Genomic DNA, 12996 nt, shown 5'->3' with positions numbered 1-12996 from the left:
TGAAGATTTTGTAACAAAGTGCCGTGCGAATACGGCCGTGTCGGAACGGGAATGCGGTCCGCGCAATAAAGTCAGTGGGTACTTCGCAAAGCAGCACGCGATATGGCCGCAGGCAGGTATTGTCGAGCAGGCTGCCGCACGTACTTTATTCGCGCAGCAGCTTGTGACGGCGGGGAGACAGGACGTATCAGTCGAGGCTGGCCGTGCGATCCGACATCTCCAGCTTCAGCTTGGCGGCCTTCAGCGTGGCGACATCGATGCGCGGCGCTGCGGTGGCAGGCTGCCGGTTGGCCCACTTGTCGCGGTTCACTTCCGCCGGGGGCAGCGTGTAGTGTTCCTTGGCCACCACGTGGCGTGGGGATTCGGCGATGACCGGGGCGGCTTCCACGCCAGTCGGCAGCGCGGCAACATCGGTGCTTCCGGCAGCGGGTGCCGCATCGGCCTCCACGCTTTCGATCACGGCACAAGGCTTGTCGGACAGCAGGGTGGCACCGTTCGGATCCAGGCATTTGTAGATCTGGTCGTTGGCGAATGCGCCGGAGCCGCCGGCCAGGGCCAGGCTGAGCGTGATGAAAAGGGCTGAACGTCGCATGGTGCACCTCCTGTTGAAACGATGGAAGAAGTGTGCACCGGCGCGCCGTGGCGTTCTGTTCGCCAGCTCACGGTGTTTCGGAGGACCAATCCTACAGCCGCATGGGCTGCTTTCCTGCGAAGGGCGGCTTTAGGCGGTGTGGACGTGGGCTCGCAGCAGGTTTTCCCACGCCGGCATGGCAGCCTGCCAGAAGGCGGGAATCGTGTCGGCCCGGATGTCGAGGCCGAGGAAGCGCGCCGCCGGCAGCAGGCTGGTGGCCAGCAGCATCTCGGCTGGTGCACCGTTGTCGAACGCGGCCGCGCCGGTCTGTTTCGACAGCTTCTCGCCATCGCCATTGACGACGACGGGCACGTGCAGGTAGCGCGGCTGCGGCAGGCCGAGCAGCTCCTGCAGGTACAGCTGGCGTGGCGTGGAGTCGAGCAGGTCGGCGCCGCGCACGATGTCCGTGATGCCCTGCGCGCCATCGTCGACGACGACCGCCAGCTGGTAGGCCCAGAAGCCGTCCGCGCGGCGGACGACGAAGTCGCCCACCTGCGCCGTGATGTCCTGCTCGACGTGGCCGTGCCAGCGGTCCTCGAAGGCGATCACGCGGTGCGGCGCTTGCGGCGTGCGCAGGCGCAGCGCGCGGGGCGCCTTGCCCGGCGCGAGGCCGGCGCGGCAGGTGCCCGGGTACACCAGCGCGCCATGGTGCGCCAGGCCGAGGCGCGTCTGCGAGTCGGCGATTTCCTTGCGCGAGCAGCCGCAGGGGTAGATGTCCTGCGCCAGTTGCGCCAGGGCCGCTTCGTACAGGGGTTCGCGGCGCGTCTGCCATGTCACTTCGCCGTCCCACTGCATGCCGCAGCGCTGCAGGGAGGCGAGGATGTGCTCGTCCGCGCCGGCCACGTTGCGGTCGCGGTCGAGATCCTCGATGCGCACCAGCCACTGACCGCGATGCACCTTGGCATCGAGGTAGCTGGCCATCGCCGCCACGAGCGAGCCGAGGTGCAGTGGACCGGTGGGAGAGGGCGCGAAACGGCCGGTGTACGAAGTCATGCGCGCAGTATCGGCGAACGGCGGCGCGAGCGTCAACCGCCGCCGGAAGAGTCAACTGCCGCTACTGTCGAGCCCGTGTCACCCCTTGGGGTCAGGCGTCGTGACACGAGCTCGTCTGTGAGGCATTTTGGCACCGCGGCTCCCCATGGCGTTCCGCTGAATTTCGGCCTACGGCCGAGTGCGTGTCACTACGCCTGACCCCACGGTGGGACACGGGCTCGGCGGTAGTGTCAGCGGCGCGGTTCGGTGAGGAAGACGGCCAGGCCCGTGAGGGGGAACAGCAGGCCGGTCAGCAGGACGCCGGGCCAGCCGTGGTGGGCCATCATCCAGCCGCCCAGCGAGGAGCCGAGCGCGCCGCCCAGGAAGAAGATGGCCATGTACAGGCCGTTCAGCCGCGAGCGCACGTCGGCGCCCAGCGCGTAGATGGCCCGCTGGCCGACGACGAGGCTGGCCGAAACGCCCGCATCCAGCACGATCGACGCGGCCACCAGCAGGCCCAGCTCGAACACGCGGCCACCGCTCAGCAGCAGCGGGGCGGCGAAGGCGACGATGCCGGCGACCAGGGCGATGGCCGTCGTCGAGCGCGACTTGCCCTGGTCGGCGCGGCGGCCGGCCAGCGGCGAGGCGATGGCGCCGGCCACGCCCGCCAGCGCGAAGATGGCGATGCCGGTCTGCGACAGGTGGAACGGCTCGCTGGCCAGGATCAGCGGCACGGTGGTCCAGAACAGGCTGAACGCACCGAACATGCAGAACTGGTAGGCGGCGCGGCGGCGCAGGATCGGCGTGGTGCGCAGCAGGTGCCACAGCGTGGCCAGCAGCGCCGGATAGGTGGACGTGTGATCCGGCTCGCGCAGCGGCAGGCGGCTCTTCAGCACGAAGGCCAGGGCGGCGGTGCCGATGGCGGACATGACGAAGATCGCGTGCCAGCCCAGCGCATCGGTAACCAGGCTGGAGACGGGCCGCGCCAGCATGATGCCCATCAGCAGCCCGCTGACGACGGTGCCCACCACCTGGCCGCGCCTTTCCGGCCGCGCCAGGTGCGAGGCGAACGGCACGATGATCTGCGCGGCGACGGAGCCCAGGCCGATGCAGAACGCGGCGGCCAGGAACAGGATGGCGTTGCTGCTGAAGGCGGCGGCAAGCAGCGCGCAGGCGGTGCCCAGCAGGGCGGTGACGATCAGCTTGCGGTTTTCGACCAGGTCGCCGAGCGGCACGATGAACAGCATGCCGAGGCAGTAGCCCATCTGCGTGAGCGTGACGATCAGGCCGGCGGCGCCGGGATCGAGGCCGGTGGCGCGGCTGATGGGGCCGACGAGCGGCTGGGCGTAGTACAGGTTGGCGACGATCAGGCCGGTGGCGGTGGCCATCAGCCATACCATGGCGGGGGAGATGTCGGGGTGGTCGGTGCGGGTATCGAGTTCTTGCTGCGCGCTCACGGCGGCTCCTGGTGGCACGGGGGCGTTATTGTAGGGGATAACGCCGGGCCGTGCTGGCAGCCGAGGAAATCGCGATGAAGCGCAGCGTTCGTGCAGAGGTGGCAAACACCGGTGTCTGACACTTTCCCGGGAACGGCGCCCGGAAAAAATGTCGGACACCGGGCGTGCAGCGGCCGCGGGCCGGAAGGCGGCTCACATCAGTTTCGAAGCTGCGGGCGCTGTGGGACAGACCCCGTGCGCGACAGCTCGCTGCACATCCGGCGTCTCAGGCCAGCCGCTTGTGCACCTCCGACACGATCTCGTAGGAACGCAGCCGGGCAGCGTGCTCGTGGATCTGGGAGGTGATCATCAGCTCGTTCGGCTGCGTGCTGGCGATGAAGGCGCGCAGCTGCGCTTCGACCGTGTCCGGCGCGCCGATGGCGGTGCAGGACAGCACCGAATCGAGCATCGCGTTTTCCTGTGGACCCAGCGTGGAGCGGTAATCCTTCAGCGGCGGCGGCAGCTTCGACGGCCGGCCCGTGCGCAGGTTGACGAAGGCCTGCTGCATCGACGTGGCGCGCAGCTGGGCTTCCTCGTCCGTGTCGGCGGCGAAGATGTTATAGCCCAGCATGACGTACGGCTTGTCGAGCTGCGCGGACGGCTTGAAGCCGGCGCGGTACATGCTGATCGCCTGCATCATCATCTGCGGCGCGAAGTGCGAGGCGAACGCGAACGGCAGGCCCAGGTGCGCGGCCAGCTGCGCGCCGAACAGGCTGGAGCCCAGGATCCACAGCGGCACCTTGGCACCGTGGCCCGGCACGGCCAGCACGCGCTGGCGCGGCTCGTCGCTCATGTAGTCCTGCAGTTCCAGCACGTCCTGCGGGAACTCTTCGGCATCGGAGCCCAGGTTGCGGCGCAGCGCGCGCGCCGTGGTCTGGTCGGAGCCGGGCGCGCGGCCCAGGCCCAGGTCGATGCGGCCCGGGTACAGCGCTTCCAGCGTGCCGAACTGCTCGGCGATCACCAGCGGCGAGTGATTGGGCAGCATGATGCCGCCGGCCCCGACGCGGATGCTGTTCGTGCCGGCCGCGACGTGCGCGATGACGACGGCCGTGGCCGCGCTGGCGATGCCCGGCATGCCGTGGTGTTCGGCCAGCCAGTAGCGGTTGAAGCCCCAGCGTTCGCCATGCTGCGCCAGGTCCAGCGTGTGGCGCAGCGACTCGCCGGCGTGGCTGCCTTCGGCGATGGGGGAGAGGTCGAGTATCGAGAATGGAATCATCGGGTGCATGTCAGGGCTGTGCCTGCCATTGCAAGCAAGACCCTGCCTTTCGTGTGGCTATGGACGTGACCCCGAGGTGCTCGCGGACGGGAAAACCGTCAGCGCACCTGGGCGGTGTCAGCCATTGTGGCACGGCTGGCGCGTTCCTGCAGGAGGGCGCGCAGCTGCGCCGGCTGCAGCGGCTTGACGACGTGGCGGTCGAAGCCGGCGGCCTGCGAGCGCTGCTGGTCGCGGTCCTGGCCCCAGCCGGTGACGGCCACCAGCAGGCAGTCGCGGTGGCGCGGTTCGCTCCGCAGGCGGCGCGCCAGCTCGTAGCCATCCATGCGCGGCATGCCGATATCGAGGAAGGCGATCTGCGGATCGAACGCCTCGGCACTGCGCAGGGCGGACAGGCCGTCGTAGCACACGTTCACCGTCTGGCCCGCCGCCATCAGCAGCGTGCGCAGCGTGTTGGCGTGGTCGATGTTGTCGTCGGCCACCAGCACGCGCAGCGGCGGCAGCGCGCCGCCGGCGTTGTCGCGCTCGGGCACGGGCGCGGTGGCATCGGCGGCCACCGGCAGCTCGACGCTGAAGGTGCTGCCCAGGCCCTTGCCGGGGCTGGCGGCGGACAACGTGCCGCCGTGCAGCTCGACGAGCCGGCGTGCCAGCGACAGGCCGATCCCGAGTCCGGCCTGCGAGCGGCCCAGCGACCGGTCGGCCTGGTAGAAGATGTCGAACACATGGGGCAGCACGTCGCTGGCGATGCCGATGCCGTTGTCGCTGATGTCGATGCGCACCCGGCCGCCCTCCGGCAGGCAGACGGCGTGCAGCGCGATGCTGCCGCCGTTCGGCGTGTACTTGGCCGCGTTGTTCAGCAGGTTCGAAAATACTTGCGCCAGGCGCGTGGCATCGGCGCGCAGCAGCACCGGACTATCGGGCACGTGCACGGCCAGCGCATGGCGGCGCTGGCCGATCAGGGGCCCGGCCGTCTCCAGCGAATGCGAGACGACGTCCTGCAGCACCACCGCTTCGGTGCGGATGCCCAGCTTGTCCGTGGTGATGCGCGAGACATCGAGCAGGTCGTCGACGAGGCGCACCATCTGCTTGAGCTGGCGGCCGATGATGTCCAGCACGGCCGGCGGCGGGGCCGCGCCGGGGCCGGCCAGCCGCATGATCTCCAGCGCGTTGACGAGCGGCGCCATCGGGTTGCGCAGCTCGTGCGCCAGGGTGGCCAGGAACTCGTCCTTGCGCACGTCCGCGAGCTGCAGCGCTTCCTGGGCGGCGCGGCGTTCCAGCAGCTCGCTGGCGGCCTGCTCGCGCGCATCGTCCAGCGCCGCCGCGGCGCGCACCAGCGAGTCGCCCACCTGCTGCGCCTCCAGGAAATCGACGACCGGCGGATGCACCTGGCGGCCCGCACCCAGCTCCGTCGCCGGTCCGATCAGCGCCTGCACCGAGCGGGCGATGCGGCCGCCCACCAGCCAGGCCATGCCCAGGCCCAGCGCCAGGATCACGACGGTGGCGATGATCAGCGATTCGAGCGTGCGCAGCAGGCCCGCCGCCAGCGTGCGGTGCGGTACGCCCAGCGTCACGCTCCAGCCGGACTTGGCGGAGCGGCTGTACAGCATCACCACGTGGCGGTCGTCGACGGTGGTGCCGTCGAAAGTGTCCTCCGGCCGGGCGCGCATGCGTGCGATGACGTCGGCTTCCGGCAGGCGGCCCCGGTAGCGGGCGATGTCGACATTGCGGGCGACGATGCGGTAGTCGGCATCGAGGATCGCGGCGCGCCAGTGTTCCGGGATCTTCTGGTCCGTGAGGATCGTGCTGAGCGCCGCCGGCAGCACCTCGGCCGCGAGCACGTAGCGCACCACGCCGTCGCGCAGCACGGGCACGGCCACGGTGATGCTGCCGTTGCCGCGCGCATTGCGCACCGTGCCGGTGACGACCGGCTGGCCGGTGCGCAGCACTTCGCGCAGCAGCTCGGCATTGCCGGGATCCGGCAGCGGCGTGCCGACCGTGGTGTTCATCAGCTGCTGGTGGGTGATGGGGTCGTACAGCACCACTTCCGTGATCGGCAGGATGGCGTGCACATTGGCAGCCTGGCGGCGGAAGTTGGAGCGGTCCGGCAGGTCCAGGGCATCCGAGACGGACAGCGTGCGCAAGGCCGTCGTGACGGTATCGAAATCGCGGTCGACCACCGCCACCATCGACCGCGCCGTGGCCATTGCCTCGCCCAGCAGGCTGGCCCGCTCGACGCGGTAATGGTCGTAGATCAGGAAGGCCGAAACGATCGCGGCGGGCAGCACGCAGCTCAATACCAGCAGCACCAGCCGGAACCGGATGGTCGGCAGGCGCGGGTGCACGTGGACGGGCGGTTGGCCGGAGCGTGTCTGCACGGAAAATGGACGATCGGGAATAGTGTATTTGGTGTAACTATTGTGACGTTACCATAGCTTCGCGTCCATGACAGCCTTTCCTTGCCCCGATCAAGAGAGCGTCGCGTGCAGCTGCCGCCGGCAATCCGATGGCGCGCCTAATTGGCGAAACAATCATGTTTATAAAATATCACGCGAACCGTCCATATAATGCCGTTTTGATTATGATCTTGTCGACCCGGTTATAAATGGCACCGTATCGGGGTTATTTTGGCAATGTTTTGTTGCACGGGTCTTGCGATTATCTCGCGCGTCGTGCGATTGAATAGCCGCAGCGCACAAATTCCTTTACCATCAGAAATAGACGCGCATGGCGCGCTCTCCGGCCCATGCCCCGGCCACTGCGGGCATTACCGTTGTCATTTTGATTGCCGCCTCGCGAGGCCGGCTTGGGAATTGCATGCTGCGTTATCTGATCTGCTCCATCGTCCTGTCGATTGCCTGCGTGGCGCAGGGCGTGGAAATGAATATGCCGACCCAGTCGGTACCCGGGGAGCCCATCGTCCCGGCAGCCGTGCCGAAACGCGGCGCCCTGTACCGGGTCACGCACGAGGGCAGGACCAGCTACCTGTTCGGAACGGTCCACGTGGGCAAGCAGGGCTTTTTCCCGCTCGAGCCGGAAGTGACGCGCGCACTGGCCGACTCCAGTGCCCTGGTTCTGGAACTCGATACGCGCGTGGCCGAACCGTTCCAGCAGGCGCTCACGAAATACGGTTATTACCCGGCCGGCGATTCGATCGTGAATCACCTGTCGCCGGCGGCATTGGCGTTGCTGGAAAAGGCCTTGGCAAAAGCAAACCTGCCATTGCGCAGTGTCGAGACTTATCGGCCGTGGCTGGTGGCCAATATCCTCGTCGGTGGCGAGATCGAGCGCAGTGGCTACCATCGCAGCAATGGCGTGGAAGGGTTCCTGCTGTCGGCCGCCGTGCAGCAGAAGAAACCGGTGCGCGAACTGGAGACGGCCGAATATCAGCTCAGCCTGTTTTCTTCGCTGGACGATGCGCAACAGGAACGCTATCTGCTGGAAAACCTGGACGACCTGGCCAGCGGCAGGGCGCTGCAGAAGTCTGCCGGCCTCATCGATGCGTGGAGCAATGCCGATGCCGGGCGCATCACGGCGCTCGCCCGCGAGCTGACCGCCGGGGACAGCGTCTCCGCCACCTTCATGGACCGCACGCTCCTCGGCAAGCGCAACCCGGAAATGACGGCGCATATCGAGGCCATCATGCGCAGCGACCAGGTGGCCTTCGTGGGCATCGGCCTCCTGCACCTGGTGGGCGACAAGGGCATCCCCGAACTGCTGCGCCAGCGCGGCTACGACGTTCAGAAAGTGTATTGACCGCCAGCGCCAAAGCGGGCGCCCGGCATGCCGAGGCGCCTGGCTGGCTTACTGGCGCTGGAAGGCGCCGTTGCTGTACATGACGCGGTCGCCCACCTTGTACTCCGGCGCCTTGTCGACGACCACGCTCTGCATGCCGCCATCCTCGGTGCGCAGGGTGACGCGGTAGACGCGGTCCGACGGCGCCCCGGCATCCGGCATCGCACCGCCGGCCGCCGCCGCACCCACCGACCCGCCAACGCCGATGCCGGCCTGCTGGCGCGTCATCGGTTCGATCGACTGGATCGTGCCCCGCCAGCCGGGCATGCCCATGCTGCCGCCCGTGGCGCCCATTGCCCCGCTCCCGCTTGCCATCCCGCCGGAATCCATCGATTTGTCAGGCGGGCTGGTTTCGGTACCGCTGCTGGAGCTACCGCTGCTCGAATTACCGCTGCTGGAACTGCCGCTGCTGGAACTGCCGCTGCTGGAACTGCCGCTGCCCGGATTGTCCCTCATGGAGCTGCCACTGCTATTGTCCTTGCCGGTGCTGCCGGTCCGGCTGTTGCCCTCCATGCCGTTGTCCCGGAACGCGCTGCCCGGGCCACTGCCCGTGCTCCCCGAAGCCGAACTGCCGGAGCCTTCGCCCTCCATGCCCGCACAGGCACCGAGCGCCAGGCAAGCTGCCAGCGCCGCCATCCTCCGGGTACAGCTTGTCATGGCCTTACTGATTGTTATTGCTCTCATGATCTGGTCTCCCATGGGCTGGATGCCCGAACAGAAGTAAGAGCCGGCGGCGGGGGAAGTGTTCTCGGGCGGGGGCGACTGATTGATCCAGCTCAAGCTACTGGATTGCACGTTCCGCCTGCAGGGACGCGGCCGTATCTGGGTGGCCGGATCAGGCCGGCACTTTCCGCGTCGTCCACAGCGCCCACATGACGGTTGCCATCAGCACCGCAGCGGTGCAGTCCACCACCCAGTCGCTGACCGCGCCATGGCGGTACGGCAGGAAGCTCTGCACGAATTCATCGATGGCGCCGAACGCGGCGATCGTCAGCACGCTCTTGATGGCGCGCTGGGCCGGCACGCCGCGGCTGCCGGTAAAGATCAGGAACGCCAGCACGGCATAGGCGCAGGAATGCAGCACGATGCCGGAAGCCACTTCGGCGGCATCGGCACGGGCGCCGGGGATCGAGCCGATGACCACGATGAGCGCGAACAGCGTCATGGCACCCCAGTAGCGCAGGCGGGCGTGATCGGAAGTGAGGAACAGGGTATGCAGGAGTTTCAGCACGGCGGAAAACTGGAGAAGCCAGCGATGGAGAAAATACCACCTTAACATGCCGGCAAAAAAGAAGCCCGCTGCAGTCAGCGGGCCAAACCCTGTCCGGGCCAAGAGAAGGTGCGGTCGAAGCGACAGGCAGACATCAGGAAAACGAACAGCGGAACACCAGGAAAAACCTTTGCAGCGAATTCGGAGCGGTGTGCCGGAGCACACCTGGTCTGCCACCACGCATATCGGTTGCGTGTGTGGCAGATGTGTCGAGTATAGGCAGGCTATGTGACGTCGTAATGACAGCGCGCAAGTGGAATCGCGCCGGCAAAAAAAAGGGCAAAAAAAAAGCCCGCTCGGTGGCGGGCTTCAAACTATTATCTTGGAGGAGAATAGTGGAGACAGGTGCATTATGCTGTCCGGCCACATATGCGTCCAATTTTCATTTTCGATATGAGATATATGTGGCGCGCATATCTTTATGCGCCGTATGCCGTCACAGGATGATGGCCTCGTTCGACAGCTGGTTGGGACGGGCACCATCCGCGGGGAAGTGCCGCTGCAGCAGGTCGGCCAGCTGGCGCAATGCCGCCACGCTGCCCTCCCGGAAATCGCCGCGCTTGTAGGCGGCCGTCATCGTTGCGCACACGGCCTGCCATTCGCCTTCCGTGATCAGGCGCCCGACGTTGCGGTCGGCCACGATGTCGACGGCATGGTCGGCCAGGTTCACGTAGATCAGCACGCCGCAGTTTTCTTCCGTGTCCCAGATGCCGTAGTGCGCGAACAGCGCGCGGGCCCGGTCGCGGTTGCCCACGCCGCCCCAGGCCGCGCCGAACGGCAGTGCCGGTTCGACGATCAGCCGCACTTCGGCGCGGTGCCGCGTTTCGCCCTCGGCGATGGCGGCCGCAATCGCTTCCAGCGTCGCTTGCGGGAAGCAGCGCTTGCCCGTGCCGGCGCCGGTGGACAGGTGGCGCCAGGCGCGGCGCGCGCGGGTGGAAAAGTCCGTCATCACCAGTCTCCCGAGGCGCCGCCGCCATCGAAGCTGCCGCCACCGCCGCCACCGAAGCCGCCGCCGCCACCGAACCCGCCACCGCCGCCGCCGAAGCCGCCACGCTGGCCGAGCGCACTGCCGATGGCGCTGCCGATCAGCACGCCGGCCGCATCGGAACCCCAGCCGGAACGGTGCAGGCCGCTGCTGCGGCGGCGGCCGCGCAGCATCGGCAGCAGCACGAAGGCGCCGACCAGCAGCAGGGGCAGCAGCCAGCCGCTGCCGCCATCATTCTTCTGGGCCGGCTGTGCGCTTGGTTTCTGCGGGGCGGGGAACTGTTCCTTGTCGAGCAGCGTGGCGATGGCGGACACGCCCGCCGTCAGCCCGCCGTAGTAATCGTTGTTGCGAAAGTGGGGAGCGATCACGTCCTGCAGCACCCGTTTCGACTGGGCGTCCGTCAGCGAGCCCTGCACGCCGCGGCCCGCCTCGATGCGCAGGCGGCGCAGTGCCGCGGGATTGTCCTTGGCGACCACCAGCAGCACGCCATCGTCGACACCCTTGCGGCCCAGCTTCCAGGCATCGGTGACGCGGATGCTGTACTGCTCGATCGCTTCCGGCGCCGTCGATTTCACGAGCAGGATGGCGATCTGGCTGCCGGTACGCGTTTCGTAATCGGCGAGCACGGATTCCAGCGATGCTTTCTGCTGCGCATCCAGCATGCCAGCCTGGTCCGTGACGCGCGCCTTCAGCTCGGGCACGGCAACGAACCCGTCCTGGGCCTTCGCCGCTTCCACGAACAGCAGTGCCAGCACGACGAACAGCACCAGGATCGTGTAGCGCACCATCCAGTGATGGATCCAGCTTTGCGACTTGTCCGCCACCCAGCCGCGCAGGCGGCGCCGGCGGCCCTTGCCGCGCACGTCGCGTTCGTTGGTGCTTTCGGCAGTGCCCAGCCATTTCCCTTCGGCGGGGTGCTCCCGCGTGCGCCGGCGCGGCGCGGCGGGTGGTGCGGCGTTATCCTGCGGACCCAGCGGCATGGCGTTTCGCTTTCCTGGTTACTTCTTGCCGAAATCGACGCTTGGCGCGGTCGAAATCGCCTTCTCGTTCTCCACCGTGAAGCTCGGCTTGACTTCATAGCCGAACATCATCGCCGTCAGGTTGGTGGGGAAGCGGCGGGCGAGCACATTGTAGTCCTGCACCGTGGCGATGTAGCGCTGCCGTGCGACGGTAATGCGGTTTTCCGTGCCTTCCAGCTGCGACTGCAGGTCGCGGAAGCTGGTGTCGGCCTTCAGGTCCGGGTATTTCTCGGACACGGCCATCAGCCGCGACAGCGCGGACGACAGCTCGCCCTGCACCTGCTGGAATTTCTGGAAGGCAGCCGGGTTGTTCAGCACTTCCGGCGTGATCTGGAAGCTGGTGGCCTGCGCACGGGCCTTCGTCACGGCTTCCAGCGTTTCCCGCTCGTGCGAGGCGTACCCCTTCACGGTATTGACGAGGTTGGGGATCAGGTCGGCACGGCGCTGATACTGGTTGACCACTTCGCCCCATGCGGCCTTGGTGGCCTCGTCCTTGCTTTGGAAATCGTTGTAGCCACAGCCGGACAGCACGGTGGCCATCAGGCCCAGAACGATCCAGCGTACGAATGTATTGCGCATGCTTCCTCCGAAAATAAAGACAGCTCCTGTATGCGAGGGACTATACACGGTCGTTACCTCTGCTTTTGTACGGTGCAGCACATAGTCGCGCGGCCCGGGACGGTCCGGGCGACGGCTATAATGCAGGGTTTGCAATCGCTCGAGAGGCCGCCATGAACTTCATCACCAAACTGAACGCTGCGTGGGCGGCCAACGATTCCCTGCTGTGCGTGGGCCTGGACCCGGACATCGAGCGCCTGCCCGTGCAGTTCCGCGATGCGCCGGATGGCATCTACCAGTTCTGCAAGGAGATCATCGACGCGACGGCCGGCCTGGCCTGCGCATTCAAGCCGCAGATCGCCTATTTCGCGGCGCTGGCCGCCGAGGGGCAGCTGGAGCGCATCTGTGCCTACCTGCGCGAGGCTTACCCGCACATTCCGCTCATCCTCGATTCGAAGCGCGGCGATATCGGCGCCACCGCGAAGCAGTATGCCCGCGAAGCGTACGACCGCTACGGCGCCGATGCCGTCACGGTCAGCCCGTACATGGGATCCGATTCGGTGGAACCCTACATGGAGTGGCAGGACCGCGGCGTGATCGTGCTGTGCCGCACGTCGAACCCGGGCGGTTCCGACCTGCAGTTCCTGCAGGTGGACGGCAAGCCGCTGTACCAGCATGTGGCGCAACTGGTTGCCGACAAATGGAATGCCAACGGCCAGTGCGCGCTGGTGGTGGGCGCCACGTTCCCGGAAGAGATCAGGGCGGTGCGCGACATCGTCGGCGAGATGCCGCTGCTGATTCCCGGCATCGGCGCGCAGGGCGGCGATATCGAGGCGACGGTGCGTGCCGGCCGCACCACGTCCGGCACCGGCATGATGATCAATTCGTCGCGCGCCATCCTCTACGCGAAGCCGCAGGGCGGCGAGGACTTCGCAGCCGCCGCCCGCCGCGTGGCCGAAGAAACGCGCCAGGCCATCAACGCGCACCGCTGAACAATCGGGGACAGCCACCTATTTCCGGGAAATATTTCCCGGAAATAGGTGGCTGTCCCCGATGTTGT

Annotated in this window: 13 protein-coding genes; 3 read left to right on the top strand and 10 right to left on the bottom strand. The window is 67.2% G+C overall.

Features of this window, described 5'->3' with window-relative positions; all coding sequences use genetic code 11:
* Nucleotides 1-187: 187 nt before the first annotated feature.
* From IP91_RS13950 to IP91_RS13930, 5 genes are all read right to left on the bottom strand, one after another.
* Nucleotides 188-592 carry a DUF4124 domain-containing protein gene (locus tag IP91_RS13950; protein WP_145649671.1) on the bottom strand — a complete coding sequence of 135 codons (405 nt, stop codon included), beginning with the start codon at nucleotides 590-592 and terminating at the stop codon, nucleotides 188-190.
* A 129-nt stretch (nucleotides 593-721) separates the two neighbouring features.
* Nucleotides 722-1624: a tRNA glutamyl-Q(34) synthetase GluQRS gene (gene gluQRS / locus IP91_RS13945; protein ID WP_145649670.1), complete on the bottom strand. Its 903-nt coding sequence runs from the start codon at nucleotides 1622-1624 to the stop codon at nucleotides 722-724.
* Between the two features lie 230 nt (nucleotides 1625-1854).
* Nucleotides 1855-3003: an MFS transporter gene (locus IP91_RS13940; RefSeq protein ID WP_145649834.1), complete on the bottom strand. Its 1149-nt coding sequence runs from the start codon at nucleotides 3001-3003 to the stop codon at nucleotides 1855-1857.
* Nucleotides 3004-3325: 322 nt separating this feature from the next.
* Complete coding sequence (locus IP91_RS13935) at nucleotides 3326-4315, bottom strand: LLM class flavin-dependent oxidoreductase (RefSeq protein ID WP_145649833.1); 990 nt, start codon at nucleotides 4313-4315, stop codon at nucleotides 3326-3328.
* A gap of 98 nt (nucleotides 4316-4413) precedes the next feature.
* A complete protein-coding gene (locus tag IP91_RS13930) occupies nucleotides 4414-6687 on the bottom strand; it encodes a hybrid sensor histidine kinase/response regulator (RefSeq protein ID WP_145649669.1) in 2274 nt (757 codons plus the stop codon).
* Between the two features lie 439 nt (nucleotides 6688-7126).
* On the opposite strand from IP91_RS13930, the gene IP91_RS13925 reads away from it, so the two are divergent.
* The gene (locus tag IP91_RS13925; RefSeq protein WP_229474387.1) at nucleotides 7127-8065 is read left to right on the top strand and encodes a TraB/GumN family protein; all 939 of its coding nucleotides are present in this window, start codon (nucleotides 7127-7129) and stop codon (nucleotides 8063-8065) included.
* A 48-nt stretch (nucleotides 8066-8113) separates the two neighbouring features.
* Here IP91_RS13925 and IP91_RS13920 read toward each other — a convergent pair whose 3' ends face one another.
* Complete coding sequence (locus tag IP91_RS13920; RefSeq protein WP_145649668.1) at nucleotides 8114-8398, bottom strand: hypothetical protein; 285 nt, start codon at nucleotides 8396-8398, stop codon at nucleotides 8114-8116.
* Between IP91_RS13920 and IP91_RS13915 the strand changes: the two genes are divergently transcribed.
* On the top strand, nucleotides 8376-8828 hold the full coding sequence (locus tag IP91_RS13915) for a hypothetical protein (protein WP_145649667.1): 453 nt from the start codon (nucleotides 8376-8378) through the stop codon (nucleotides 8826-8828). The two genes, IP91_RS13920 and IP91_RS13915, sit on opposite strands and share 23 nt — an antisense overlap.
* 111 nt (nucleotides 8829-8939) lie before the next feature.
* Here the strand turns inward: IP91_RS13915 and IP91_RS13910 are convergent, their stop codons facing one another.
* The 4 genes from IP91_RS13910 to IP91_RS13895 form a co-directional block, all read right to left on the bottom strand.
* On the bottom strand, nucleotides 8940-9335 hold the full coding sequence (locus IP91_RS13910; protein ID WP_229474385.1) for a VanZ family protein: 396 nt from the start codon (nucleotides 9333-9335) through the stop codon (nucleotides 8940-8942).
* 475 nt (nucleotides 9336-9810) lie between these two features.
* Complete coding sequence (locus IP91_RS13905) at nucleotides 9811-10323, bottom strand: TPM domain-containing protein (RefSeq protein ID WP_145649666.1); 513 nt, start codon at nucleotides 10321-10323, stop codon at nucleotides 9811-9813.
* Nucleotides 10323-11147 carry a TPM domain-containing protein gene (locus IP91_RS13900; RefSeq protein ID WP_145649830.1) on the bottom strand — a complete coding sequence of 275 codons (825 nt, stop codon included), beginning with the start codon at nucleotides 11145-11147 and terminating at the stop codon, nucleotides 10323-10325. Before IP91_RS13900 ends, IP91_RS13905 begins: the two co-directional genes overlap by 1 nt.
* A gap of 210 nt (nucleotides 11148-11357) precedes the next feature.
* A complete protein-coding gene (locus tag IP91_RS13895; protein WP_199754595.1) occupies nucleotides 11358-11957 on the bottom strand; it encodes a LemA family protein in 600 nt (199 codons plus the stop codon).
* A 152-nt stretch (nucleotides 11958-12109) separates the two neighbouring features.
* Here IP91_RS13895 and pyrF point away from each other — a divergent pair, with 152 nt between their 5' ends.
* Nucleotides 12110-12928 carry an orotidine-5'-phosphate decarboxylase gene (gene pyrF / locus IP91_RS13890; protein ID WP_145649665.1) on the top strand — a complete coding sequence of 273 codons (819 nt, stop codon included), beginning with the start codon at nucleotides 12110-12112 and terminating at the stop codon, nucleotides 12926-12928.
* The last annotated feature ends 68 nt before the right edge of the window (nucleotides 12929-12996 follow it).

This window comes from Pseudoduganella lurida (assembly GCF_007830455.1).
Taxonomy (GTDB): domain Bacteria; phylum Pseudomonadota; class Gammaproteobacteria; order Burkholderiales; family Burkholderiaceae_D; genus Rugamonas; species Rugamonas lurida.
The sequence above is the reverse complement of the archived record's forward strand: the minus strand, read 5'-3'. Positions and strand labels throughout refer to the sequence as shown.

Excerpts from the sequence above, each read along its gene's own strand:
- IP91_RS13950 (WP_145649671.1), bottom strand. The coding sequence starts at position 592 with ATGCGACGTTCAGCCCTTTTCATCACGCTCAGCCTGGCCCTGGCCGGC.
- gluQRS (WP_145649670.1), bottom strand. The coding sequence starts at position 1,624 with ATGACTTCGTACACCGGCCGTTTCGCGCCCTCTCCCACCGGTCCACTG.
- IP91_RS13940 (WP_145649834.1), bottom strand. The coding sequence starts at position 3,003 with ATGGTATGGCTGATGGCCACCGCCACCGGCCTGATCGTCGCCAACCTG.
- IP91_RS13935 (WP_145649833.1), bottom strand. The coding sequence starts at position 4,315 with ATGATTCCATTCTCGATACTCGACCTCTCCCCCATCGCCGAAGGCAGC.
- IP91_RS13925 (WP_229474387.1), top strand. The coding sequence starts at position 7,127 with ATGCTGCGTTATCTGATCTGCTCCATCGTCCTGTCGATTGCCTGCGTG.
- IP91_RS13915 (WP_145649667.1), top strand. The coding sequence starts at position 8,376 with ATGCTGCCGCCCGTGGCGCCCATTGCCCCGCTCCCGCTTGCCATCCCG.
- IP91_RS13920 (WP_145649668.1), bottom strand. The coding sequence starts at position 8,398 with ATGGGCGCCACGGGCGGCAGCATGGGCATGCCCGGCTGGCGGGGCACG.
- IP91_RS13905 (WP_145649666.1), bottom strand. The coding sequence starts at position 10,323 with ATGACGGACTTTTCCACCCGCGCGCGCCGCGCCTGGCGCCACCTGTCC.
- IP91_RS13900 (WP_145649830.1), bottom strand. The coding sequence starts at position 11,147 with ATGGTGCGCTACACGATCCTGGTGCTGTTCGTCGTGCTGGCACTGCTG.
- IP91_RS13895 (WP_199754595.1), bottom strand. The coding sequence starts at position 11,957 with ATGCGCAATACATTCGTACGCTGGATCGTTCTGGGCCTGATGGCCACC.
- pyrF (WP_145649665.1), top strand. The coding sequence starts at position 12,110 with ATGAACTTCATCACCAAACTGAACGCTGCGTGGGCGGCCAACGATTCC.